The organism is Variovorax sp. PBL-H6 (assembly GCF_901827155.1).
GTDB lineage: Bacteria > Pseudomonadota > Gammaproteobacteria > Burkholderiales > Burkholderiaceae_C > Variovorax.
In genome coordinates this window covers 3,339,603-3,362,942 of the sequence record NZ_LR594659.1, presented here as the reverse complement: position 1 = coordinate 3,362,942, position 23,340 = coordinate 3,339,603, and the positions used below count along the sequence as shown (strand labels likewise).

The window sequence follows — 23,340 nt, the reverse complement described above, 5'->3', positions numbered from 1 at the left end:
GGGACGGCTCAGGTCGTGATGCGGTGATGCGGCCGGGGCACCAACGCGCCGGGCAGGCCGCCCTTGAACAGGCGGTTGATCTCGCGCAGCTGGCGGCGGGCTGCAGCCTCGCCATCCACCGCGCTCAGGGCGGTCAGCACATCCTGGCGCAGGTACCAGAGCGCTTCGAGGTCGCCGGCAAAGCGCACGCGCTGGGCGACCCGCTGGGCGGAATGCCCGCCATGGGTCTGCAGCAGCGACAGCATCGCACTCCGAATCTGACCGATCTGGCGATCCGCCGAACGGCGCAAGCCGAGGGCCGGGAACGACAGCAAGCGAAAGAACCTTTGTAGTGCCATGGTGTTAGAAAGGCGGAGCCAAGAGCTCAGAGGATTACAACGTTAAGCCTGTGGGAGCGGTCTTACAAGGCAGGGCGCATCATTTCATCTTCAAAAACAACATACTTCACGAATATCTTCAAGCACTAGTCGAAGACGTTGATGCTTAAGTTGTACTTGCTGCGTCCAGCTCAAGTTCAGCTTTGTTTCTTAATGAAAAAGCAACAGCTTTGCCTTCCAGCAGTCAGATTTGACGTCCCGGCGGGGAGTTCGTGCCACGCTTTGCCATAATCGTTCGGCGTGAGCTACCAAAAATTGCACAAATGACCGGCCATCCCACTGTCGTCTTCGCTGACCTGACGGGAAGCACGCGGGTTTTCGAGGCCATGGGCAACGCCAGAGCCACTGAAACCGTCACCCGGCTCATCCAGTGGATCGGCGGCGTCTGCGAGGCGCACAGCGGACGTGTCGTCAAATCGCTAGGCGATGGCGTGTTTGCAATATTCACGAACGGCGTCAACGCCACCAAAGCGGTGCTCGAGCTGCAGCGCAATCACCAGAAGCGCCTGCAGACCTGGCCGGCGCCATTGCGCATGGAACTGCAAATCGGCGTTGCCAGCGGCGAGGTGGTCGAGGTGGATGGCGATTGCTACGGCGACGCCGTCAATCTCGCTTCCCGGCTCAGCGACCTGGCGGGCCCGGGGCAAATCTGGGCGACCGAGGCGGTCATCGACCAGTTGCAGGGCGGCGAGGCGCGGCATCGAAGCCTCGGTCCGATCAATATCCGCGGCAAGAACGAGATGCCGGTGGTGTACCGCATCGACTGGCAGGACGAGGTGACCGAGTTCCTCACGATGCCGGCCACGCTGGCCATTTCGTCGCGCACCGCCGACTCCTCCTTCGGGCAGATCGAGCTCGCCTGGCTCGATGTGCGCTCGATGTTCCGCGCCACCGAGCTGCCCATCCACCTGGGCCGGGTGGACGAGGCGCAGTTCGTGGTCAACGATCCGCGCGTGTCGCGGCTGCATGCGCGCATCGAGGCGCGGCAAGGCAGCTGCGTGCTGGTCGACATCAGCACGTACGGCACCTGGGTCCGGTTCCATGGCACAGCGGGCGCCAGCGGCGAGATCGCGTTGCGGCGCGACGAGTGCGTGCTGCACGGCAGCGGGGAAATCGGGCTCGGCGCGCCATTGAGCGACTTCAGTGCACCGACCATCTCCTTCAACACCACCGGCGGCAACGTGCTGCTCGCGCGACGCGAAGCGCGCTGAGCCGGTCTGTGGCGGCGCATACGCGTTGCGCCGACTTGAAGGCGCGGGGAGCATCCACTAGGCTCCATGGTTCGACCGGCTCAAGCGCTGCGGCGCTGCGAGCGACCGCTCAACCCGACTTCCTTGGAGACTCCCATGACCTTCGCCTCCGCCGCCGACCTGTCGAATAACTCCTATGGCAGCTTTCAGCCGGTCCTCGACTGGCAGGCTGCCGTCATCGAAAGCCTGATGCACGCACAGCAGGTACAGCTGCAAATGCTGACGGCCTGGCAGCGCCCTTTCGCCGCCGTCAATCAGGAGCTCTGGGACCAGTGGGTTGTCCGGTTCGGCGGCGGCGTGCCGATCGACGGATAGCCGCCCGCAGCGGAAGCGCTATTGCAGTGGCTTCTGGGGTTTACCCCGAGGTCGATGCTCTCAATTTCCTGCGGATCGCGCCGATAAGCCTCATGATCAGGCCCCCATCGGCGGCCGCAAGGAACACGCATGCGGAATATGAGAATCGCGACCCGTCTCGGGTGGGGTTTCGGGATCGTGTTGCTGTTGATGGCGGCATCGGTTGCGATCGGCATGGTGCGCTTGCGCGGCTTGGCCGAGATCCATCAGCGCGCGGAGGTCGTGCAACAGGAGATGCTGCAAGGCGGCATCCGGCAATCGGGGCAGGCCGCCGCTGTGCCGGAGGGTGTTCAGAAGCAGCTCGCAGCGATCGCCGAACAGCACGGCCGCCAAGCCCGTGCGACGGCCGCCGAACTCGAACAGGCGATCGACGACACGCGCTGGCTTCTGCTCGGCCTGGGCCTGCTCGCGCTGGTGACGGGCGTCGGCTGGACGATCGGGCTGGTCCGCAGCATCGTCCGGCCCCTGGAGGAGGCCATCTTCATCGCCGAAACAGTCGCGGCCGGTGACCTCAGCAAGGAATTCCAAACCGAGCGCAGCGGCGAGTTCGGCCGGCTGCTGCGGGGCATGGGCGAGATGGAGGACACGCTGACCGACGTGGTGACCCGCATCAAGGAATCGACCGATTCGATCGTGACCGCGTCGCAGCAGATTGCCGTGGGCAATCAGGATCTCTCATCGCGCACCGAGGAGCAGGCCAGTTCGCTGCAGCAGACGGCCGCTTCGATGGAAGAGCTGACCTCCACGGTCAAGCAGAACGCGGACAACGCGCGGCAGGCGAATCAGCTCGCGCTGTCGGCCTCCGAAGTGGCGGTCAAGGGCGGCAGCGTGGTCGGGCAGGTGGTGGACACCATGGCCTCGATCCACGCATCGTCCAAGAAGATCGTGGACATCATCGGCGTGATCGACGGCATCGCCTTCCAGACCAACATCCTGGCGCTCAACGCGGCAGTGGAGGCCGCGCGTGCCGGCGAGCAGGGCCGCGGCTTCGCGGTGGTCGCATCCGAAGTGCGCAACCTCGCGCAGCGCTCGGCCGCAGCGGCCAAGGAAATCAAGGGCCTGATCGACGACTCGGTGGGCAAGGTCGATGCAGGCACTGCGCTGGTGGGCGAGGCCGGCAAGACGATGGAAGAGATCGTGGGCAGCATCCGCCGCGTGACCGACATCGTGGGCGAGATCAGCGCGGCGAGCCATGAGCAGACGCAAGGCATCGAGCAGATCAACCAGGCGATCACGCAGATGGACCAGGTGACGCAGCAGAACGCGGCGCTGGTGGAAGAAGCCGCTGCCGCGGCGCAGTCGATGCAGGATCAGGCCGGAAAGCTTTCGCAAGTGGTCGGCACCTTCAAGCTCGACGACGACGAGGCGCCGCGTGTGTCCGCGCCGCTGATTGCGATTCAGACCAGGCCGGTGCCCAAGGCCGCTGCCGTTGCGAAGCCGCCCGTCCAGCGCATCGGCGCCGCAAAGCCGCGCAGGTCAGAGGCGTTGCCTGCCGGCGGCGAATGGGAGAGCTTCTAGTGGGCCGTGACAGTCGAGTCGGGAGTGAAGGCCGCCAGCGGACAAGAAAAAACCCGCCGAAGCGGGTGAAGGACAGCCCTGATTGAGGGAGGAGGGAGGAAGAAGAGCGGGCTGCCGAGATGCAGTGTCGGCCCCGAGTCTTAGGGGAAACTTAAGCATGTTCATCGCTTCGGCCCTGGGTGGCGACCGGGGCGTTCAGCGGGTCAATCGCCGGTACGCGTTGAGGTGGCGCAGCGCGCCGCGGGCGTCGCCGAACAGCTCCTGCAGCCGGCCCAGGTTGTAGTGCGCATCGGCAAACTCCGGGTCGAGCTGCAGGCTGCGCTCGTAGTTCAAAGCGGCGGCGCGCAGCCGGCCGAGTTCTTCCAGCGCGATCGCGTGGTTGAAGAACAGCAGGGTCGATGCCGGGCAGCGCGGCAGGGCGAAGTCGTGCAACTGCACCGCGTCTTCATAACGCTGCAGATCGCAGAGCAATGCACCCAGATTGACGTAGGCGTCGACGTGGTCTGGCGCCACGGCGACAACCGCGCGGTAGGCGGCTTCGGCCTGGATGGGATCGGAGTCCTCCAGCGCTTCGGCGCGGGCGAACAACTGCTGCACGTCGATGCCGCTGGCCGGAGGGGTGGCGTTGGGCTCCAGGAAGGCAACGTGACCGTCGACGGGCGCGACCTCGAAGTCCAGCAGCAGTTGCCCCGACCTCGCTTCCCAGGTACCCCGGCGATCACGGACTGCGACGTCGGCGCCCACCGCGGTAATGCGCATCCCGGTCAGCGGCAGTTCTTCGGGAAGCGTGGCCCGCAGCTTGCGCAGCGAGCGCAGAATTTTGCGCGGCGGGATCTGTGCCTCCTGAAGCCCCTGGGCCGTGCGCAGCAGCATCAGATCCTGGAAGCTGAAGCGGAACTCGTTGCGCGTGCCGCGTGTCGGCGTGACGAACCCGGCGTTGACCAGGCGCTGGATCGCCACGCGCGAGATGCCGAGCATCTGCTGCACGCGCCGCATCGTGTACGGCGACGCACTGCCGGCAGCGCTCATAAGGCAACCTCCCCCAGGCACGTCACTTCGTGTACTTCGCGCACCCCCTCCTGAAGCAGCGGGCAAGCGCCTTCAGGCGGCAGGTCGGCGCTCACCCCTTCCTGGCACGCGCGCGCGCTGGCGTCGCGGCAGGTTCGTCGCTCTTGGCGGCGCGCTTGGGCGCCTTTCTCTCACCCGCCTCGAACATCGGCGAGACGTTGCCGCGGGCGGTCTTGGCCACGGTCTTGCCAGGCGCGGCAGGGGTGGCGGGCGTGGCGGGTGCGGAGCGCGGCTTTTTGCCGAGACTGGCCTTGAGCGCGTCCATCAGGTCGATGACCTGTCCGCTGCCGGTCTCCTCGGCGCGTGCCGAGGCGACGATGTGCTTGCCGGCGATCTTCTCGTCGATCGCGGCGAGCACGCGCTTCTTTTCCTCGTCCTCGTACTGGCTCGGGTCATACACGTCTTCCGAGATCTGGTCGATCAGCTGCAGCGCGAGCTGGAGTTCGGCCGGCGACACGCTGACCTTCTCGATGTCGAGATCCCTCATCGAGCGCACCTCGTCGGCGTAGAGGAGCTGCTGAAGGATCAGGCCATCTTCCGCGGGGCGGATCTGGACCACATACTGCTTGGCCTTCCACGACCACTTCGCCAGGGCGCACCGCCCGCTCTTGCGCATGGCTTCGCTGAGCAGGGCGTAGGGCTTGCCGCCGCGCTTGTCGGGGGCCAGGAAGTAGGCCTTGTCGTAGTAGATGGGGTCGACCGCGCTTTCGGGAATGAAGGCCGTGATCTCGACCACGTGGCTGCTGCCTTCCTCGAGCGCCTTCAGCTCGTCGGGCGTGAACAGGACGAAGCTGTCCTTCTCGAATTCGTAGCCCTTCACCATCTCGGAGCGCGGCACCACGCTCTGGTCCTTCTCGGAGACGTACTGCTGCTTGACGCGGGAGCCGTCCTTGGCCAGCAGGTTGAACCTGACAGTGGACGCGCTCTCGGTCGCCGAGTAAAGGCGCACGGGGATGGAGACCAGCCCGAAACTCAGCGTCAACGAAGCAATGGAACGTACGGCCATGGTGTTGTCCTTCGCGCCCGGAGGGCGAGTGCCGCGGGCGGTGTGCCGCAGCATAGCCAAATCCTATGCGCTGGCCGGCAGGCTGTCACGTAGGACCTTTCCTGCTAGCGCAGCACGCGTCCGTCCGCCGTGATGCTGATGAGGTCGATGGTGCGCTGCGGATCGCGCAGGCCGGGCCGTAGGTTGATGCGAAAACCGCCGACGTCGTAGTCTGTCATGCCCGCCATCACCCGCTGAAGGCTCGCGGGCGTGAAGGCGCGCCCCGCGCGGCGCACCGCCTCGCCGGCGGCCTTGGCGGCGATAAAGCCTTCGAGCCCTTCGTAGGAGGCCGTCTGGTCCGAGTTGTCGAGGGCCGCGAGGTATTCCTTGACGATGGGGGTGGCCGCGGACCGCGGCGAGGGCACGACCTGCGCGATCACGATGCCGCGGATGTCCTTGCCCAGCGTGGCGTAGAGCGGGTCGATGCCGACGACCGAGAAGGCCATGAAGTTGCCGCTGTAGCCGCTCTTGCGCAGCTTGCGAATGGCTTCGGCCGTGGTACCGGAGAGCGAAACGAGCACGATGGCCTGTGGCGACGCCTTCAGCACGTCGGCAAGCGCGGCATCGAGCCTGCCATCGGCGGCCGGCACCAGCGCCTGGGCGGCCAAGGGGCCGAGCTTTTGCTCGCTCATGGCCTGCTGAACCGCAGCCAGGCCTGCACGACCCATGGCGTCGTCGTCACCGACGAGCGCAATGCGCGTCTGGCCCACAGTGGCGCATTGACGCACCATCTTGATGGCTTCGTCGGCCATGCTGGGCCGCACGTGGAAGACGTTGGGATGGGCCGCGCTGCGCAGAGTGTCCGCCGCGGCGAAAGGCGCGAAGAGCACGGTGCCCTGCTGGGCCGCGGCGGCGGCGCCGGCCTCGCTGCTGGCGGTGCCGACGAATCCGAACAGCATGTCGGCCTTTTCATTGACCAGCAAGGTGCGCGCATTCGCCGCGGCGCGCTTGGCGTCGTAGCCGTCATCGAGCTGCAGCAGCTTCAGCTGCAGCCCGCCGGCTACATTGGCGTCGTTGAACTGGGTTGCATAGAGCCGGCAACCTGCTGCAAAGGCCAGCCCGATTTCACTCGCGGCGCCCGTCAGCGGGACGGACTGCCCGAGGATCACCGTGCGGCCTGCCGGACGGACAGTTTGTGCCTGGCCGATCCGGGCCAACCCACCGCCTAGCAGCAGCGCTGCGCTCGCCTTGCTCAGCCAGAGCCTGCGTGACCGATCCATGGGAGGCCCTTTCGTTGAGTCGACTGAAAAATGTAGCGACTTAGGTGCCTTTGTACGAGGGTAGTAAGTCACGTTCGGGGCGACTTCGGCGGCGATGGGTGTTAACTATTGTTTGTGGTCCGTGGTTTTTTGCACGCGGCGAAAGAGGCGTCCGATGGCAACATGCCGATCGATCCGGATGTCCTGCCGCGACCTACATGAATAAAAAGCCCTCTGATCTCTTGCTGCTGGAAAGCGCTCTCTCCACCATCGAACAGGTGCTGGCGCGCGCCGACAGCGACATGCAAGGCACGCCGTATTTCGGCCCGACCGCGAACCTGCCATTGGACGCGTTGCAGGACCCTGGCTCGGCCGGAATCCATGACCGTTTCCGGGTCAGCGCCGCACAGTCGGCGATCAACATCTGCCTCGGCTCGGCCGCGGCGCTGATCGATGTGAGCCAGGCGTTGATGAACCGCAGCGTCGACCGCTCGCCTCAGACTCTGGAGCGCGAGTGGCAGACCATCATCACGCATACCAAGATTGCGAGCCGCTCAGCCTATCGCGCAGCGCTGATCATGGCGGCGCAGAAGCATGTGCTGGCGGCGCAGGGCGAGGTGCAGTCGGAAGAGGTCTACAGCGGTCTCGTCTATTGAGCGCTGACGTTGTGCTGTGCAGAAGTCGAGTTGATCAGCGCAAGAAAGTCGAGCAGGTGATCAGGCCTCCCTGGCCGGAGCCCGCACTCCTCACGCAAATCTGAAGTTTTCTGCCGCGGCTTCCGATATTTCGGAGCCGCGCAGCAGAATCCTGCCCTTCAAAAACAAGAAGGGTCGATGTGCTGAGTGTCAGGGGAGGATTCGGGCCAGGGGCCTGGGAGAACACGCGCGCTCGTGGCGGGAAGCGCAAGACATCGGTGACGGCGCTGGCAGTCATGCTCGCGATGCTCTCGGCGTTGGCGCATGCCCAGACGCCGCCGCCAGTGCCACTGCCACCGGCGCCCAATGCTTTCGTCGAGGAGCAGCGGCAGCAGGATCGCGAACGCGCGCTGCGCCGACAGCAGGAGCGCGCTTTCCACAACCCCGCACGGCCCGAACTTCGGGCCGAGGCTCGCCAACTGCCCGACGACGAGCCGTCGTGCCTTCGCGTCGATCGCCTGGTGCTGGCCGGCGAGCGCGCCGAGGACTTTCAGTGGGCGTTGGCCGCGGCCGCCGGAGAAGTCGGCAGCGACGATCCGCGCGGCCGCTGTCTCGGTCCCCGGGGGATCGACATCGTGATGGCACGGCTGCAGCGGGCCTTGGTCGCGCGCGGCTACATCACGACCCGCGTGCTCGCGGCGCCGCAGGAACTGCACCAGGGCACGCTGACCCTGACGCTGATTCCGGCTCGCGTCGCCGCCATCCGGTTCGCCGGAGGAAGCGAGTCCCGCACCAGCCTCGCGGCCGCCATTCCGGCGCGTGCCGGCGATCTGATCGACGTGCGCGACATCGAGCAGGGCCTGGAGAACTTCAAGCGCGCCCCCACTGCCGAGGCCGATGTCCAGATCGATGTCTCCAGCCTTGCAGGCGCGCGGCCTGGCGACAGCGACCTGGTCGTCAATTACGCGCAGCGCTTTCCCCTGCGCACGACCCTGAGCCTCGATGACAGCGGCACCCACGCCACTGGCAAGAGGCAGGCCGGGGCCACTCTGGCCTGGGACAACCCTCTGGGACTCAACGACCTGTTCTACGTCAGCCTCAACCATGACGCCTTCAACCATCCGGGGCAGGGCACCAGGGGCCAGACCGTGCACTACTCGCTGCCCTGGGGCTACTGGCTCGCGAGCGCTACCGCCTCGCAGGGCAAGTACCACCAGAGCGTGCACGGCGCGTACGAGACTTATGTCTACGCGGGCGAATCGGCCAGTGCCGAGGTCAAGGTCTCTCGCTTGATCTACCGCGACCAGCGCCGCAAGACCACGCTTGCCCTGCGCGCCTTCCGGCGCAGCGCGCACAACTTCGTTGATGACGAGGAGATCTGGGTAGAACAGCGCGCCACTGCCGGCTGGGAACTGGGGCTGGCACATCGCGAGTTCATCGGCGAGGCCACGCTCGACGCCAACCTGGCGGGGCGGCGCGGCACCGGCGCCTTCGGCGCGCTCCATGCACCCGAGGAGAACTTCGGTGACGGCACTGCGCGCGTCAGGATCGCGACGGCTGAGCTCGGCGTGAATGCACCCTTTCAGCTCGGCGCGCAAAAGCTGCGCTATTCCGGGCTTTGGCGCGCGCAGTGGAGCCCAGGCGCGCTGACGCCGCAGGACCGCTTCGGTATAGGCGGTCGCTACACCGTGCGCGGCTTCGATGGTGAATCGAGCCTCCTGGGCGATCGCGGCTGGCTGCTGCGCAACGACGTCGGCTGGGCGGTGGGCGAGAGCGGCGCCGAGCTCTACCTCGGCATCGATCACGGGCAGGTCGCCGGGCCTTCCACGCGGCAGCTGGAGGGCCGTCACCTGAGCGGCGGCGTCATCGGTCTGCGCGGCGCTCGGATGGGGCTGAGCTACGACTTCTTCGTTGGCGCGCCCATCGACAAGCCCGAGGGATTCCGCACGGCCGGGACGACGGCCGGATTCAACCTGAACTACAGCTTCTGACGCGCAGGCGCAGGCAGGGGGAAAAAGAACATGAACAAGCAGCTTCACAGGATTGTCTTCAACGCCGCGCGCGGCCTGCGCATGGTGGTGCAGGAGACGGCCAGGAGCGCGGGCAAGGCCAGCGGCACGACATCCGCCCCTATCGGTACTGCGCTTGCGAGCCTGCTGGTCGCCACGGCCGCGCAAGCGCAGATCGTCGGCGCACCCGGAGTGGCGCCGGGCCTCAGGCCCACCGTGCTGGTCGCACCGAATGGCGTGCCGGTGGTCAACATCCAGACGCCTTCGCCCGCAGGCGTCTCTCGCAACCTCTACCACCGGTTCGACGTCCAGTCCCGAGGCGTCATCCTCAACAACAGCCGCACCGATGTGCAGACCCAATTGGGCGGCCGGGTGCAGGCCAACCCCTTCCTCGCGACCGGCCCGGCACGCATCATCCTCAACGAGGTCACGAGCGGCAACCCCACGCAGCTGCGTGGGGCTATCGAGGTGGGCGGGCAGCGCGCCGAGGTGATCGTGGCCAATCCGGCGGGGATCGCCGTGGATGGCACCACCTTCATCAACGCGAGCCGCGCCACGCTCACCACCGGCGCCCCGCAGCTCAATGCGGCAGGCGGGCTGGACGGCTACGTGGTGCGCGGCGGCAGCGTCACCATCGACGGGGCGGGCCTGGATGCGAGCAGCACCGACTACGCGGCCATCCTCGCACGCGCCATCGAGGTCAACGCGGCGCTCTGGGCCAACGAGCTCAAGGTCGTCGCAGGCGCCAACGAGGTCTCGGCCGACCAGACGCAGATCAGTGCGACCACCGGTACCGGCAAGGCGCCCGGCTTCGCACTCGATGTCGCGCTGCTCGGAGGCATGTACGCCAACAAGATCTTCCTGATCGGCAGGGAGGCGGGCGTCGGCGCGCGCAACGCCGGCACCATCATGGCCGCGGATGGTTCGGGTCCGCTCTCCGGCCCGGGCGAGTTCGTCATCACCGCAGCCGGGCGGCTGGAGAACATCGGGACGATCCAGGCCGCGCGCCGCGCCGCCATCGAGGCCGACAGCGTCGCCAACAGCGGGCGCATCGCGAGCGGCGGGGAACTCAGGATCGCCACGCAGGGGCCGCTCGCCAATGCGGGCACATTGGAAGCGCAGAGCCTGCAGCTTGCGAGCGCCAGCGACATCGACAACCGCGGCGGCACGATGCGCCAGACCCGCGGGGTGGGCCTGACGATCAAGGCGCCGATCCTGAGCAACACCGCTGGCGGTGTGATCGGAGTGGAGCCGACGCCGCAGGCGCCCGCGCAGCCAGGCACGAGGACAGACACCGGTAGCACCGGCGTCTCCGGCCCGGCAACGCCGGCCACGGGCATCGAGACCGGCACGGGCAGCAGCGCTGGCGGCAGTGGCAGTGGCAGTGGCAGTGGCAGTGGCAGTGGCAGCGCCAACGCTAACGCTAACGCTAACGGCAGCGGCAGCCGCACGACCGCCACGCCGAGCTACATGCCCGCGCCCGGCACCATCACCGCCGCCGGCAGCGTGCTCAACGACAGCGGGCACATCTACGCGGGCGGCGCCATCCAGCTGCAGACCCCGCAGCTCAACAACAACGATGGCTCCATTGCCGCGACGAGCCTCGCGGCCAGCGGAGCGAGCTTCAGCAACGCAGGCGGCACCGTGAACGTCGCCCAGGGCTTCAGCGCCAACGTCGATCGCTTCGACAACACCGGCGGCACGCTGCGCGCAGGCAGCCTGCAGATCGCAAGCGCGAGCGCGGGCGACCTGATCAACACGGACGGCACGCTCGAGAGCAGCGGCGATGCGAACATCACCGCGAGCGGCTCGATCGACAACACCCGAGGCAGCATCACCGCAGCGGGCGCATTCACGGGCAACGCCGGCGGCGCCATCAACAACACTGCCGGCGTGCTGATGGCCCACCAGGGCGTGGCCCTCGGCGCGCAGTCGCTGGACAACAGCCAGGGCAGCATCCAGTCGGCCACGGCGCACACGCGGCTCACCGTGGCGCAGCAGCTGCTCAATGCTCACGGCTCGATCGGCGCTGCGACAGATCTGGCCATCCAGGCCGGCAGCCTGAGCAACAGCGGCAGCCTGCGCGCTGGCAACGACACTGCCATCGGCGTCACGGGTGCTCTCGCCAACGACGGCAGCCTCACCGCCGGGCGCAGCACAACGGTCACCGCGGGCAGCCTGCAAGGCACGGGCACGCTCGGCGCGGGCATCCAGGCCGACGGCAGGCTCGGCAGCGCAGGAGATCTGCGCGTGACCACCACCGGGGCACTGGCGGCCAACGGCACCAACCTCGCCGCGGGCGATGCCACGCTGCAGGGCGCGAGCATCGATCTGTCCTCCAGCAGCACCAGCGCAGCCAACATCACGCTCGGTGCGATACAGGGCAACGTCACCACCAGCGGCGCGACGATCGCCACACCCGGCACGCTGAGCGTGACGGCCAACAACCACGGCAACCAGACGCTCGTCAACCAGCGCGGCAAGCTCAACGCAGGCCAACTGAGCCTGAGCCTCTCCAACCTCGCCAACACCGAAGGCGGCGAGATCGTGCAGACCGGCATGGGCGCCACCACCATCGCCACCTCGGGCGCTCTCGACAACACCCGCGGGCGCATCGCCACGAACGGACAGGACCTGAGCCTCTCGGGCGCCAGCCTCACCAGCACCGGCGGCAAGATCGAGCATGCAGGCACCGGCACCCTGGCCATCGCTGGCGGCAACTACAGCGGCAGCAGCGGCGAGATCACCGGCAATGGCGCGCTCGTCGTCGACGTCGCGGGCAGCTTCAGCCAGGACGGCGGCAGCACCTCCGCCAGGCAGATCACCCTCGATGCCGGCACCTTGAGCAACCAAGGAGGCAGGCTCGTGCAGTCTGGCTCGGCGGAGACGCGCATCACGGTGGCCGGTGCCTTGAACAACAACGCCGGGATCATCGCCGGCAACGGCCATGCCGCCATCACTGCGGGAAGCCTGGCGAACCAGGGCGGCTCGATCCGCGCCGCAGAGACCTCCAACCTCGGCCTCGCAGTCGCCGGGCTGCTGGACAACAGCCATGGCGAGATCGGCGCAGGCGGCAACGTCACGCTCGACGCAGCCAGCGTGAACAACGACATCGGCCGCATCACCGCTGTCGGCCATCTGAGCGCCGCAGTCGCGGGCGCCACCACCAACGTCGGCGGCAGCCTGCAGGCCGGCGGTGCCATCACCCTGCGCAACGCAGGCCTGGACAACAGCAGCGGCAAGGTCTTCGGCCACAGCGTGCGGGTCGACGCCGGCACCGCCGCACTCGACAACCCGCAAGGCACCATCGCAGGTACCACCACGGTCGATGTCAACTCCGGCGCGCTGAACAACCACGTCGGCCTCGTCCAGTCCGGTGGGGCGATGACCCTCGACACCCACGGCCAGGCATTCACCAACACCAACGCGTCAGCACATGCCAGCGGCCAGGGCGGCATCGCCAGCGGCGGCACGCTCACGCTCGCCAGCGGCGCCCTGGACAACAGCGCCGGCTTCATCGGTGCCAAGGCCATCTTGGCTGCCAGCACCGGCAGCCTCACCAACGCCGGCGGCGGCCTCATCCTCGGCCAGGACAGCGTGGGCATCGACACCCAGGGCGCTGCCTTCGACAACCGCGGCGGCCGGACCCTGGCCGCAGGCGACCTGCGCATCGACACCGTTGCACCGGCAGGAGGCCCTTCCGGCAGCATCGACAACACCGGCGCGCTGATCCGCTCATCGGGCACCACGACCCTCCACACCGGGCATCTCACCAACGCCGCGACCCTGGGCCCCGAGCAGGGCATCGAAGGCAGGAATGTCGCCATCGCCATCGCCATCGGCACCGGCCCCGCCACCGGCGCGCTGATCAACAAGGCAGGCGCCATCCGCGCCGATCTCGACGCCACCCTCACTGGCAGCAGTGGCATCGACAACACCTCCGGCCTGGTCTCCGCGGGCAACACCCTGCGCATCGTGGATCCGAACGCCGCCCACCCGGCAGCCAAGACCCTGGGCCTGGCCAACACCAGCGGCAAGCTGGTCGCCCACAAGGACCTGGCGATCGATGCCGCCACCTTCAGCGCCGACGGCCAGCTCATCGCCGGTCGGGACCTGAGCATCGCTTTGAACCAGGACATCGTGAACACGGCCGAGCTCGCGGCCAACGGCAACCTCACGTACGCCACCACCGGCGACTTCACCAACCACGCCAAGCTGCTGGCCGGCCAGACGCTCACCGTCTCGGGCCGCAACGTCGAGAACACGGCCGGTGCCGAGATGTCGGGCGTCGACACCATCGTCAACGCGAGGGGCACCCTCACCAACCGCGGCCTGATCGACAGCCAGGGCGACACGCAGATCAACGCGGGTGTCCTCAACAACCTGGGCACCGGGCGCCTCTACGGTGACCGCATCTCCATCGCCGCAGGCACGCTCGACAACACCGCCGAGACCGTCAATGGCATCAATCGATCAGCCAGCATCGCCGCGCGCGAGTCCCTGGACATCGGCGCGCGCACCATTGCCAACCGCGATCGTTCATTGATCTTCAGTGCCGGCGACCTGTTCATCGGCGGTGCCCTGGATGCCAATCGCTACGCCACTGGCCGGGGCGCAACCCTCGACAACCTGAGCGCCGACATCGAATCCCTGGGCAGCATGTCCGTCTCGATGGCGCAGGTCAACAACCGCGACATCCACCTCCAGGTGGCGCAACAGACCACGAAGTCGACCACCTCCCGGCTTGCCACCATGGACGGCAAGTTCTGGGACCGCGCCGACACCTGGGGCGACGACGCCAGCCGCTACGTGTTCCACCGCAACGCTGACGGCTCCGTCGCCGTCGTGGGCCAGGGCTGGGGCATCTGGGACGAGACCCTCGATACCACCCGCGACCAGGCCACCCGCACCGACCCGGCGCGCCTGGTCGCCGGCGGCAATCTCGACGTCAACGGCTTCCTCTACAACCGCGACAGCCAGGTGCTCGCCGGCGGCAGCCTCGCCGCCACGGGCACCAGGAACGAGGCCACCACCGGCACCCAGGCCACGACCACCACCACGTGGGTCACCGGCTACATGGCCAACAAGCCGGGCACCGGGCCCAACAACTTCAATGTGCTGGGGCCCATCACCTCGGCCAGCACCGTCGATGTGGGCGCCTTCCGCTACGAGGGCAACTTCAATGCCACCAGCGGCAAGGCGCCGGATCGCACCGGCAGCAGCGCCAGCGTGGATGCCTATGCCGGCGCTGCCGGTGCTGCCGGGGATGTGGGCGGCAATGCCCGTGCGGGCACCTTGGTCGAGGTACCGGCCAACGTCGGTGCGGTCGTCAAGGCTCTGGGCGGGAGTGCCGGCACGGCCAGCAGCGTGAACGGACCTGATGGCACCCCGTCCATGCAGGCGGGCGGCCCCGGCGGCAATCCGAGATCGTCCACCCCGATGGTCGTGCGCACCAGCACGCCCCAAGCCTCGATCCCCACCGCCAGCCTCTTCAACACGCGCCCCGAGCCGGGCAGCCGCTACCTGGTGGAGACCGATGCACGCTTCGCCGGCTATCGCGCCTGGCTCAGCAGCGACGCCCTGCTGGACAGGCTGGGCCTGAACCCGGACCTCATCCAGAAGCGCCTGGGTGACGGCTTCTACGAGCAGCGGCTCATCCGCGAGCAGATCGCGCAGCTCACGGGCTACCGCTACCTGGACGGCTTCCAGAGCGACGAGGAACAGTACGCCGCGCTGATGAGCGCGGGCGCCACCTTTGCCAGGGAATACGGCCTGCGCCCGGGCATCGCCCTCACGGCCGCGCAGATGGCGCAATTGACCAGCGACATCGTCTGGCTGGTCGAGCAGGACGTGACCCTGCCCGACGGTAGCACCCAGAAGGTGCTGGTGCCGCAGGTGTACGTGCGCGTGCGGCCCGGGGACATCGATGGTTCGGGGGCCTTGCTCAGTGCCGATGCGCTCAGGATCAGGAGCGAAGGAGACGTGACGAACACCGGCACCATCGCCGGGCGCACGCTGGTCGCCATCAATGCCGACACCATCGACCACCTGGGTGGACGCATCAGCGGCGGCAGCGTCGCCCTCGATGCCAGGACGGATCTGAACAGCATCGGCGCCACCATCGATGCGCGCGATGTCCTGTCGATCACCGCCGGGCGCGACATCAACCTCCGCACCACGACCACGACGAGCCAGACCGGGCTCAACAGCAACACCCGCATCGACCGCGTAGCCGGCCTCTATGTGAGCAACCCAAGCGGCACGCTGGTGGCCAGCGCGGGCCATGACGTGAACCTCGTCGGTGCCCTCATCGAGAACAGGGGACCGGGCGGGCTCACCTCGATCAGCGCGAAGAACGACATCCACCTGCAGACCGTGCGCGAGTCCTCGACCCTCGTGGGTGTGGGACTCGACAACAACAGCGCCATGGTGGCGTCCTCCTCGCGCGAGTTGGGGACCGCCATCGTGACCGAGGGCACCACGCTCCTGGGTGCAGGGCGCGACGTCAACGCACGCCAGGCCACGGTGGACGCCGCAAGCGGCCTGTTGAACGTGCAGGCCGGGCGCGACATCCACATCGAATCGGGCCAGCAGCAAGGCGCCGGCAGCTTCTCGATGCAGTGGACCGACAAGGGCAAGGTGAGCCGTACCGCCAACACCTTGAGCGGCCAGCACGACAACAGCACCAGCATCGCAAGCCGCTTCGAAGGCGCACTCGTTGCCTTGAGCGCAAACAACGACATCAGCATCGAAGGCTCGCACATCAGCGGCACGCAAGGCGTGATGCTCGATGCGGCTCGCCTGCTCAACATCGTCGAGGGCCGCAGCACCAGCAGTACCAGCAGTGACTTCGAGCGCAAGCGCTCCAGTCCGATCCACGACCCGGTCTTCATGCAGAACAGGGCTTCGGGCACGGGCATCGACATCGGGAGCGACACCGCAGTCGCCAGCACCCTCACCAGCAGCCGGGGCGGCGTCGTGCTGCGAGGCGGCGCGGTGAACCTGCAGGGCGTGCAGGTTGCAGCCGCCAGGGACATCGCCATCGAAGGCGGCAGCGTGAACATCGCCGCGGCCATCGATCGCAGCGAAGTCCATGGCGAGCAGCGCCGGCGTGGCGGCGACTTCGGGCCCTTGGGCCTGCACGACCTGGGGCATGGCCTGGGGGCGAAGAGCGCGGACGCGCTGGATGCAGAGATCAGCACCCTTGCGCGCACCACCCTCAGTGGTGCCAACGTCGGCATCAGCGCGACGGGTGCAGACGGCAGTGGCGGCGACCTGCACATCGCCGGCACCACCATCGACACGCCCGGCACCCTGGGCCTGAACGCCGGCACCCTGCACCTGGACACGCAGAGCACCGTGGCCACGCTGGACAGCAGCAGCCAGCGCAGGGACTTCTCGTGGCAGCAGCAGGGATCGAGCGGCACGAGCGACGAGACCACGCACTACAACCAGTTCAACGCGGGCACGCTGGTGGTCAACGCCCACCGGGTGCAGGCGGGACTCGGAGCCAGGGACAGCCTCGAGCAGCTCGCCAGGCAGCCGGGCATGGGCTGGATCGCGCAGCTCGACAACGATCCCGGCCCGGGCGGCAAGGTCGATTGGGCCAGGGTCGAGGAGGCGCACCGGAACTGGGATTACCAGCAGCAGGGCCTCACGCCCGAGGGCGCGGCCATCGTGACGCTGGTGGTGGCGTACTTCACGGCGGGGGCGGCATCGGGCATCGGCGCCGGTGCTGGAGCGGCCGTGGGCGGGACGGCCGGCACGGTCGTCGGGGGCGCGGTCACGGCCGGTGTCACGGCGCTGGCGAGCCAGGCAAGCGTCGCGCTGATCAACAACCGCGGGGATGTCGGTGGGGCGCTGAACGACCTGGGGTCGAGTGCCAGCGTCAAGAACCTGCTGACGGCCATCGTCACGGGCGGGGTGCTCGCGGGGCTGAACCTCGAGCCGACGGGTTTGCCCACCGCAGGAGGTGGTGCGCAGCCCGTCATGACGCAGCTGGGGCAGAACCTCACGGCGGGTGCGGCCCGGGCCGTGATCGGCACGGCCATCCATGGCGGCAGCTTCGAGGACAGCCTCAGGGAGGGGATCAAGGGGGCACTGCTGGACACGGCGGCTGCGCAGGGCGCGAACGCCATCGGCAATCTCACCGTCGACGGCACGCTGGATGACTTCACCAACAAGGTGGCCCACGCGATCGCGGGATGCATGGTGGGTGCGGCAAGAGCGGACCGTGCGAGCGGCTGCGGCGCGGGTGCGCTGGGTGCAGCGATCGGCGAGATGTCGGCGGAGGCTTACGGCCGAAGAGACGACACGGTGCAGTTCGCGGCGATGGTGAGCGGCATTGCTGTAGCGGTCACTGGCGGCGATGCGAGCCAGATCAACATCGGCAGTGAGGCGGGCAGCAATGCGGCTGCGAACAACTACCTGGCGCACAACCCTGCAAACACTCGCCAGAGTGAGCTGCGTGCATTTTCGGAGCAGTTGGCTCGCTGCGAAGCGACGGCCGGATGCGATGTCGAAGGTGTCTACAAATACTGGAATGGTGTCAGTGCATCAAACCAGGCCGTAGCCAAGAACGCGGTGGCTGAATGGGCGGCTACAGGTGATGCCAAGCGCCTCGGTGAGTTTCTGTCGGGGGTCGCCGGCGCGCTGGGAGCGAACCCGGCGGACTTCTGTTCGAGCGGCGATTCAAGGTGCTACCAATTCATCCAGTCCCAGAACACCCAAGCCTTCTCGGTCTACCGAGATGCAACGGTATTCCTGGGCTCGTTGGAATACGTCAACGGCATGCCGCGCGGCTCGAGCATTGGCTCACCGAGTTGGAAGGCACCTGAAGGCTACGAACCCTTCAGTCTGTCTGGGCTGCCATCACGCTCGCGCGGCATCGTCGATACAGCCACGGGCGAGATCAAGGTCATGAATGGCGCGGGGCAGATCGTCGATGTCCCTGCTGGTCCGTTGCCCACTTGGACCAGCGCGGCGGACAATGGAAGCATCAAGATCGCCTGGGGAAAGGGCATTCAGGAACAAGGTATGCCTTGGGAGGACTATCTGGCTACTTCAATGTCCGGCAGTTCCAGACTTCCGCCGAACTTCAAGGTCTTTGATTTTTTTGATCGCACGACAGGCATTGCGACAAGTGCGAAAACTTTAGATACGCTCACGACAGCGAAGGTAAATGACCCATCCAGTGTCTACTACTCCATCAAAGAAAATGTTGATTCGGCTGCAAACTTCATCGAAGGATCTTTGAGTGGTGCCGTTATTAATTCAAGGGACATAAGTGTGCGGGAGCTAAAAATTGCGGTTCCGGCTGGCACGACATCGGCACAATGGGATCAGATCCACAATGCGGTGCTCTACGGGGCATCTCTTGGCGTGAAAGTGAGCGTTACAGCTGTGCATTAAATAGACGATCAAATGACTGAACCAGCACGTAAAAAATGGGCCTCCGCCTACTTCAATGGCGATTATTACTTTATCGTAACTAATTCAGGTTACAGAGGCTGTGCCCGCGATCCGAACGGGTACGAAGCCCACTTGGCGGGCAGTGCCACGGATGAAGAAGTTGGAAAAGCCTTGCTCCAAGCGCTTTCTAGCAGTCGCTTTCTCAAAGTGGAAGAGATCGATGAGTTCTTCAGTTTGAACAGAATCATGTCAAGCTACGAGAGCTGGGTTGCTTCGCTCTTGGATCGATATAAATACAAAACGAGGCGAGCTCTATTCAAGAACATGATGCTTTGCAATATCACCGTGACAGATGAGGCTATGGAGATTGGTCCGACGCAGCACGAGAGATTGGAGGCTTGGGGAAGAGAGAGAGGTGATGGGATACAAGAGGTTTTGCTTTCGATCCACAGTCCCGCCGCGGAAATAGGAAAGGCTCTGCAAGAAGCTTTCACTCTATGTGAATAGCGGCATGTTTTTACGAGAGATCAAGAGTGCCGTTCCTGCGGGAACGACTCCAGCCCAGTGGGAACAGATCAATAGTGCCGTTCTCTATGGACAATCTGTTGGCGTGAGCGTGACTGTTACGGTGGTTTACTGAAAGGATACGTTTAAATGAGCCTACTCATCACAAATGGCCTTCAGGTCATTTCAATGGTGATTTTTACGTCATCGCAACCAACTCGGGCTAGAGAAACTGTGTACGCGACCCTAGAGGGGCTGAAGAGCATTTGCCACCCAGTGCAACGGATGAACAACTGGGCCGTGCTGTACTCGAAGCGGTCTCGCGCAGTCGTTTTGTGAAGCCTGGAACGTCGAGGAGTCCGAGCAGCTATATAGTCCTACACGAATTGCAGCCGACTACACGGAGTGGGTCATCTCGCTCATGGATCGGTAGGAGTACAAGACAAGACGCATGCTCTTCAAAGACATGGCGCTTTGCAGCGTCACAGTAACGGATAGTGCGATGGAATTCATGCCAATGCGCCACGAGAAGCTAGAGGCTTGGTCTGGCTTGGAGCTTGACAGGAACGAGAACGTTCTTGTTTCAATAGACAGTTTGCCGGAACATGTAGGAAAGGCGCTCCGAATTGCATTTGATCGATGCGAATAGCAGGACGCCTCGGTGCCGAGCGTCACGTCCCGCGAGGTCGACAGCATCATCGCCACAAAGGTGGCATCGGGGAACTGCTGGGAGCAAATACAGTGCAGAACGTGCTGCCAGGAGCCACCCGGTTGGGAAGAATGGGTGAGGTCGGCAGCCAGGGGATCGATGACCTTGTACAAGGTCACGAGCGACAAGGCCGACTATGTGATCGTGGAGTACAAGTTCGGAACTTCGAAGTTCGGCGTGACCGCGGATGGGCTGCAGATGAGTGACGGGTGGGTTTTAGGCTCCACAAGTGGAAGAAGCAGGCTGCTCGATGCAGTAGAAGATGCGCGCGCCGCGGATGACGTTCTGGCAGCATTCAATAAGGGACGAGTAGAAAAATGGGTAGTTCACACGGACCCAGCAGGTGGTACATCAGTGTGGATAGTTGATGCCGCCGGCAAGATTGTGCCGGCCGACTCCGGCCTTGCCAGAAAAGTACTTGGGAGAAAGCAATGACGCGGGACGCCCTAAAGTCTCTTGAGTGGTTTGACCAGTGGATCTCATACGATGTCAGAACCATCGAGAGGTTCATAGACAACCTAGCTGAGCCAACCGCAGATCCGAACTACCGTCCTCGGTTCTTACGAGAGGTAGCCAACAAGCATTTGTCGACCTCATTGCGCCACTACTCTCGTGGTGACCATGGCGATGTGTCTCAGAATCTTTGGTCGCTGCTGCAGTATTGGGAGCAATCCGAACGACTGGGGAAAAGCGTATGGACACCCGAGCAGCAATACACCCGCCACACATGGGCGGTCAACCTCGACCACTACATCGACTGCTTCTGGCTGATCGGTCTTGCGCTTGCCTTGAAGATTCCCGAGGCGCAATGGCAACGCCTGCTTGCCCTCGTGGGCAATGAAGGCGAAGACCTGCTGCTCGACCGCGTCATTGCCACCCGATCACCTGACCGCAAGATCGGCACGACTTTGTGCTATCCGAAGCCATATGCCCGACTGTTGGCGGCGATCGACGCGCCGAAAACCAAGCAGGCCCTGCTGTTGGATCACTTTGTCGAGCATTGGTACAAGGAGATCGGAAATGCCGCAAAGTCCGCCCGACAGAAGCAGGCCATTCCGTTCAAGACTCCGTACTGGCACAACTACCACCGCCTCGAAGGAGGCTACTTCGGCTACTGGTGCGTGGAGGCCGTGGCCGCCGTCAAGGCGTTCAATCTGGACGACAGTCTGTGTGTGGGTCATCCCCACTACCCCGGCGACCTGCTGCGTCCCGGACAAGTCACGTCGCCCGACCTGTCGCGTTTGCTGCCCGAGCTCGCAGTGACGATCGGCGCTCCTTCCGAGAAGCAGTTCAGCGGCGAGCCGCGCCATCTCACCAAATGGGAGGCGCTCAAGATGCTGGTCAAGAACAAGCTGAACGCCTAGCCGACAAGATCAAGGTCCAAGGCATCTCACCAACACAGGACGGTCGCGGCTCGGTGCTCCATATGCACGACAAAGGGTATCGAGCCGGCTAGAATGCCGGGCCGGTTAACTGGGCTGTGCTTTCAGCATTGCCCGACTCCCTGCCGGCGAAGCCGGAAACGGCTTTTCCAATGGCTCCCCGTCAGGGGAGCCATTTTTTTTGCGTGCATTCAGCACGCGCCGCACCGCCTTACACCCGCAAGAAAACAAGGTCCCACACTCCATGGCCTAGCTTGAGGCCGCGGTTCTCGAACTTGGTGAGCGGTCGATAGTCTGGCTTCGGGGCATAGGCCGCGGCCGTGTTGCGCAGCAGGGCTTCCTGCGACAGCACTTCCAGCATCTGCTCCGCATAGGGCTGCCAATCGGTCGCGCAATGCAGATAGCCGCCGGGCGCCAGGCGATCGGCCAGCTTGCGCACCAGCGGCGGCTGGATCAGCCGCCGCTTGTTGTGCCGCTTCTTGTGCCAGGGATCGGGGAAGAACACATGCACGCCGGCCAGCGTGCCGGGCAGCAGCATGTGGTCGAGCACGTCGACGGCGTCATGCGCGCAGATGCGGATGTTGGAAAGCTGCTGCTCACCGATGCGCTTGAGCAGAGCGCCAACGCCGGGCTCGTGGACTTCGCAGCAGAGGAAGTTCGTCTCTGGCTTCAGCGCGGCAATGTGCGCTGTGGCCTCGCCCATGCCAAAGCCGATCTCGAGCACGGTGGGCGCGGCGCGGCCGAAGGTGGCTTCGAGGTCGAGCGGCTCGGCGCGGTAGGGCAGCAGGAAGATTGGCCCCAGCTCGGCGAAGGCGCGCGCCTGGCCGTCGGTGGTGCGGCCTGCGCGCCGGACGAAGCTCTTGAGGCGGCGGTGCAGGGGATGCAATGGGGCGTCGCCGGAGGGCGGGCCCTCGTCGTGCGCGGGGTCGTTGGCGGGCAGGGTCATCATCACGGGGGCGGATTGTAGAGAGCCCGCCAGGCCTCGACCCATCCGTCCAGGGCCTCCGCGGGTGTCAATGCGCGCGCCGCAGCCAGCCCGAGCACGCCGGCCGCGGCATTCAGCGCCGCGAGCGCAGCGGCAGGCGTGCTGGTGTCGATCGGCGCAGCGCCGTTCTGCTTCGACAGCTTTTCGCCGTCGTGGCCGAGCACCAGCGGCGTGTGCAGGTAGCGCGGCTGAGGCAGCCCGAGCGCGCGCTGCAGCAGGATCTGGCGTGCGGTGTTGTCGGCGAGATCCACGCCACGCACCACGTCGGTGACGCCCTGGTCGGCGTCGTCCACCACGACCGCGAGCTGATAGGCCCACGGTCCATCTGCTCGCTTGAGCACGAAGTCGCCGACCTCGCGCGCAACGTCCTGGTACTGGCAGCCGAGCCGGCGGTCGGTCCAGCAGAGTCTCTTGGAGGTCCGGGCGGCTTCGTACTGCTCAGCGGCGAAGCGCCAGGCCCGGGGCGGCTTGCCGTGCAGGCCGTCGCGGCAGGTGCCGGGATAGACGCGCTCGCCGTGCCGGTGGTGCGGTTCGCCGTGCAACGCGAGCGCTTCGTCGATGTCCTTGCGCGAGCAGCCGCAGGGGTAGACCAACTGCAAGGCCTTGAGGTGCTCCAGGGCGCGGGCGTACAGCCCGCCGCGCTGCGTCTGCCAGACCGGCGGCGCATCGGGCAGGAGGGCGCAGGAGGCCAACTGAGACAGGATGTGCTCGCCCATGCCGGGCACGCAGCGCTCGGTGTCGGCATCCTCGATGCGCACCAGCCAGCGCGCTTGCGGCCCTCGGGCGCGCACGTCGAGCCAGCTCGCGAGCGCAGCGACGAGCGAACCGGCATGCAGGGGTCCCGTGGGCGAGGGCGCGAAGCGGCCAACGGCAGTCATGGCGCGCACGCTCCGG

The 23,340-nt window shown here is 65.8% G+C and carries 16 protein-coding genes and 1 pseudogene; 11 read left to right on the top strand and 6 right to left on the bottom strand.

Features of this window, described 5'->3' with window-relative positions:
- Nucleotides 1–8 precede the first annotated feature (8 nt).
- The gene (locus G3W89_RS15730) at nucleotides 9–314 is read right to left on the bottom strand and encodes a hypothetical protein (RefSeq protein WP_232076561.1); all 306 of its coding nucleotides are present in this window, start codon (nucleotides 312–314) and stop codon (nucleotides 9–11) included.
- Between the two features lie 326 nt (nucleotides 315–640).
- On the opposite strand from G3W89_RS15730, the gene G3W89_RS15725 reads away from it, so the two are divergent.
- From G3W89_RS15725 to G3W89_RS15715, 3 genes are all read left to right on the top strand, one after another.
- Nucleotides 641–1,588, top strand: a complete 948-nt coding sequence (locus G3W89_RS15725) for an adenylate/guanylate cyclase domain-containing protein (RefSeq protein ID WP_162575062.1) — start codon at nucleotides 641–643, stop codon at nucleotides 1,586–1,588.
- A gap of 135 nt (nucleotides 1,589–1,723) precedes the next feature.
- Nucleotides 1,724–1,942 carry a hypothetical protein gene (locus G3W89_RS15720; RefSeq protein ID WP_162575061.1) on the top strand — a complete coding sequence of 73 codons (219 nt, stop codon included), beginning with the start codon at nucleotides 1,724–1,726 and terminating at the stop codon, nucleotides 1,940–1,942.
- A 129-nt stretch (nucleotides 1,943–2,071) separates the two neighbouring features.
- Nucleotides 2,072–3,499: a methyl-accepting chemotaxis protein gene (locus G3W89_RS15715; RefSeq protein WP_269474966.1), complete on the top strand. Its 1,428-nt coding sequence runs from the start codon at nucleotides 2,072–2,074 to the stop codon at nucleotides 3,497–3,499.
- Between the two features lie 195 nt (nucleotides 3,500–3,694).
- Here the strand turns inward: G3W89_RS15715 and G3W89_RS15710 are convergent, their stop codons facing one another.
- From G3W89_RS15710 to G3W89_RS15700, 3 genes are all read right to left on the bottom strand, one after another.
- Nucleotides 3,695–4,528, bottom strand: coding sequence for a tetratricopeptide repeat protein (locus G3W89_RS15710; RefSeq protein WP_162575060.1), 834 nt, complete (start codon nucleotides 4,526–4,528; stop codon nucleotides 3,695–3,697).
- Between the two features lie 91 nt (nucleotides 4,529–4,619).
- Nucleotides 4,620–5,573, bottom strand: a complete 954-nt coding sequence (gene ku, locus G3W89_RS15705; RefSeq protein ID WP_162575059.1) for a non-homologous end joining protein Ku — start codon at nucleotides 5,571–5,573, stop codon at nucleotides 4,620–4,622.
- 104 nt (nucleotides 5,574–5,677) lie between these two features.
- Entirely contained in the window at nucleotides 5,678–6,832 is a 1,155-nt protein-coding gene (locus G3W89_RS15700) for an ABC transporter substrate-binding protein (protein ID WP_162575058.1), read from the bottom strand.
- Between the two features lie 197 nt (nucleotides 6,833–7,029).
- Between G3W89_RS15700 and G3W89_RS15695 the strand changes: the two genes are divergently transcribed.
- The 8 genes and pseudogenes from G3W89_RS15695 (at nucleotide 7,030) to G3W89_RS15665 (ending at nucleotide 21,443) form a co-directional block, all read left to right on the top strand.
- Nucleotides 7,030–7,467 carry a hypothetical protein gene (locus G3W89_RS15695; protein WP_162575057.1) on the top strand — a complete coding sequence of 146 codons (438 nt, stop codon included), beginning with the start codon at nucleotides 7,030–7,032 and terminating at the stop codon, nucleotides 7,465–7,467.
- A 284-nt stretch (nucleotides 7,468–7,751) separates the two neighbouring features.
- Nucleotides 7,752–9,437 (top strand): ShlB/FhaC/HecB family hemolysin secretion/activation protein, encoded by a 1,686-nt coding sequence (locus G3W89_RS15690; RefSeq protein WP_174258322.1) that lies wholly within the window; start codon nucleotides 7,752–7,754, stop codon nucleotides 9,435–9,437.
- 30 nt (nucleotides 9,438–9,467) lie between these two features.
- Nucleotides 9,468–18,866 (top strand): two-partner secretion domain-containing protein, encoded by a 9,399-nt coding sequence (locus G3W89_RS15685; protein ID WP_162575056.1) that lies wholly within the window; start codon nucleotides 9,468–9,470, stop codon nucleotides 18,864–18,866.
- A gap of 12 nt (nucleotides 18,867–18,878) precedes the next feature.
- Nucleotides 18,879–19,373, top strand: coding sequence for a contact-dependent growth inhibition system immunity protein (locus G3W89_RS15680; protein WP_162575055.1), 495 nt, complete (start codon nucleotides 18,879–18,881; stop codon nucleotides 19,371–19,373).
- A gap of 4 nt (nucleotides 19,374–19,377) precedes the next feature.
- Nucleotides 19,378–19,506 carry a hypothetical protein gene (locus G3W89_RS33690; protein ID WP_443083208.1) on the top strand — a complete coding sequence of 43 codons (129 nt, stop codon included), beginning with the start codon at nucleotides 19,378–19,380 and terminating at the stop codon, nucleotides 19,504–19,506.
- A 312-nt stretch (nucleotides 19,507–19,818) separates the two neighbouring features.
- Nucleotides 19,819–20,019 (top strand): annotated as a pseudogene (locus G3W89_RS33685) (contact-dependent growth inhibition system immunity protein); the annotation flags it as partial.
- A 159-nt stretch (nucleotides 20,020–20,178) separates the two neighbouring features.
- A complete protein-coding gene (locus G3W89_RS15670) occupies nucleotides 20,179–20,514 on the top strand; it encodes a hypothetical protein (RefSeq protein ID WP_162575053.1) in 336 nt (111 codons plus the stop codon).
- Entirely contained in the window at nucleotides 20,511–21,443 is a 933-nt protein-coding gene (locus tag G3W89_RS15665) for a PoNi-like cognate immunity protein (RefSeq protein WP_162575052.1), read from the top strand. Before G3W89_RS15670 ends, G3W89_RS15665 begins: the two co-directional genes overlap by 4 nt.
- 229 nt (nucleotides 21,444–21,672) lie before the next feature.
- On the opposite strand, the gene trmB is transcribed toward G3W89_RS15665, so the two are convergent.
- Nucleotides 21,673–22,407 (bottom strand): tRNA (guanosine(46)-N7)-methyltransferase TrmB, encoded by a 735-nt coding sequence (gene trmB, locus G3W89_RS15660; protein ID WP_232076815.1) that lies wholly within the window; start codon nucleotides 22,405–22,407, stop codon nucleotides 21,673–21,675.
- A gap of 2 nt (nucleotides 22,408–22,409) precedes the next feature.
- On the bottom strand, nucleotides 22,410–23,324 hold the full coding sequence (gene gluQRS, locus G3W89_RS15655) for a tRNA glutamyl-Q(34) synthetase GluQRS (protein ID WP_162575050.1): 915 nt from the start codon (nucleotides 23,322–23,324) through the stop codon (nucleotides 22,410–22,412).
- Nucleotides 23,325–23,340 lie beyond the last annotated feature (16 nt).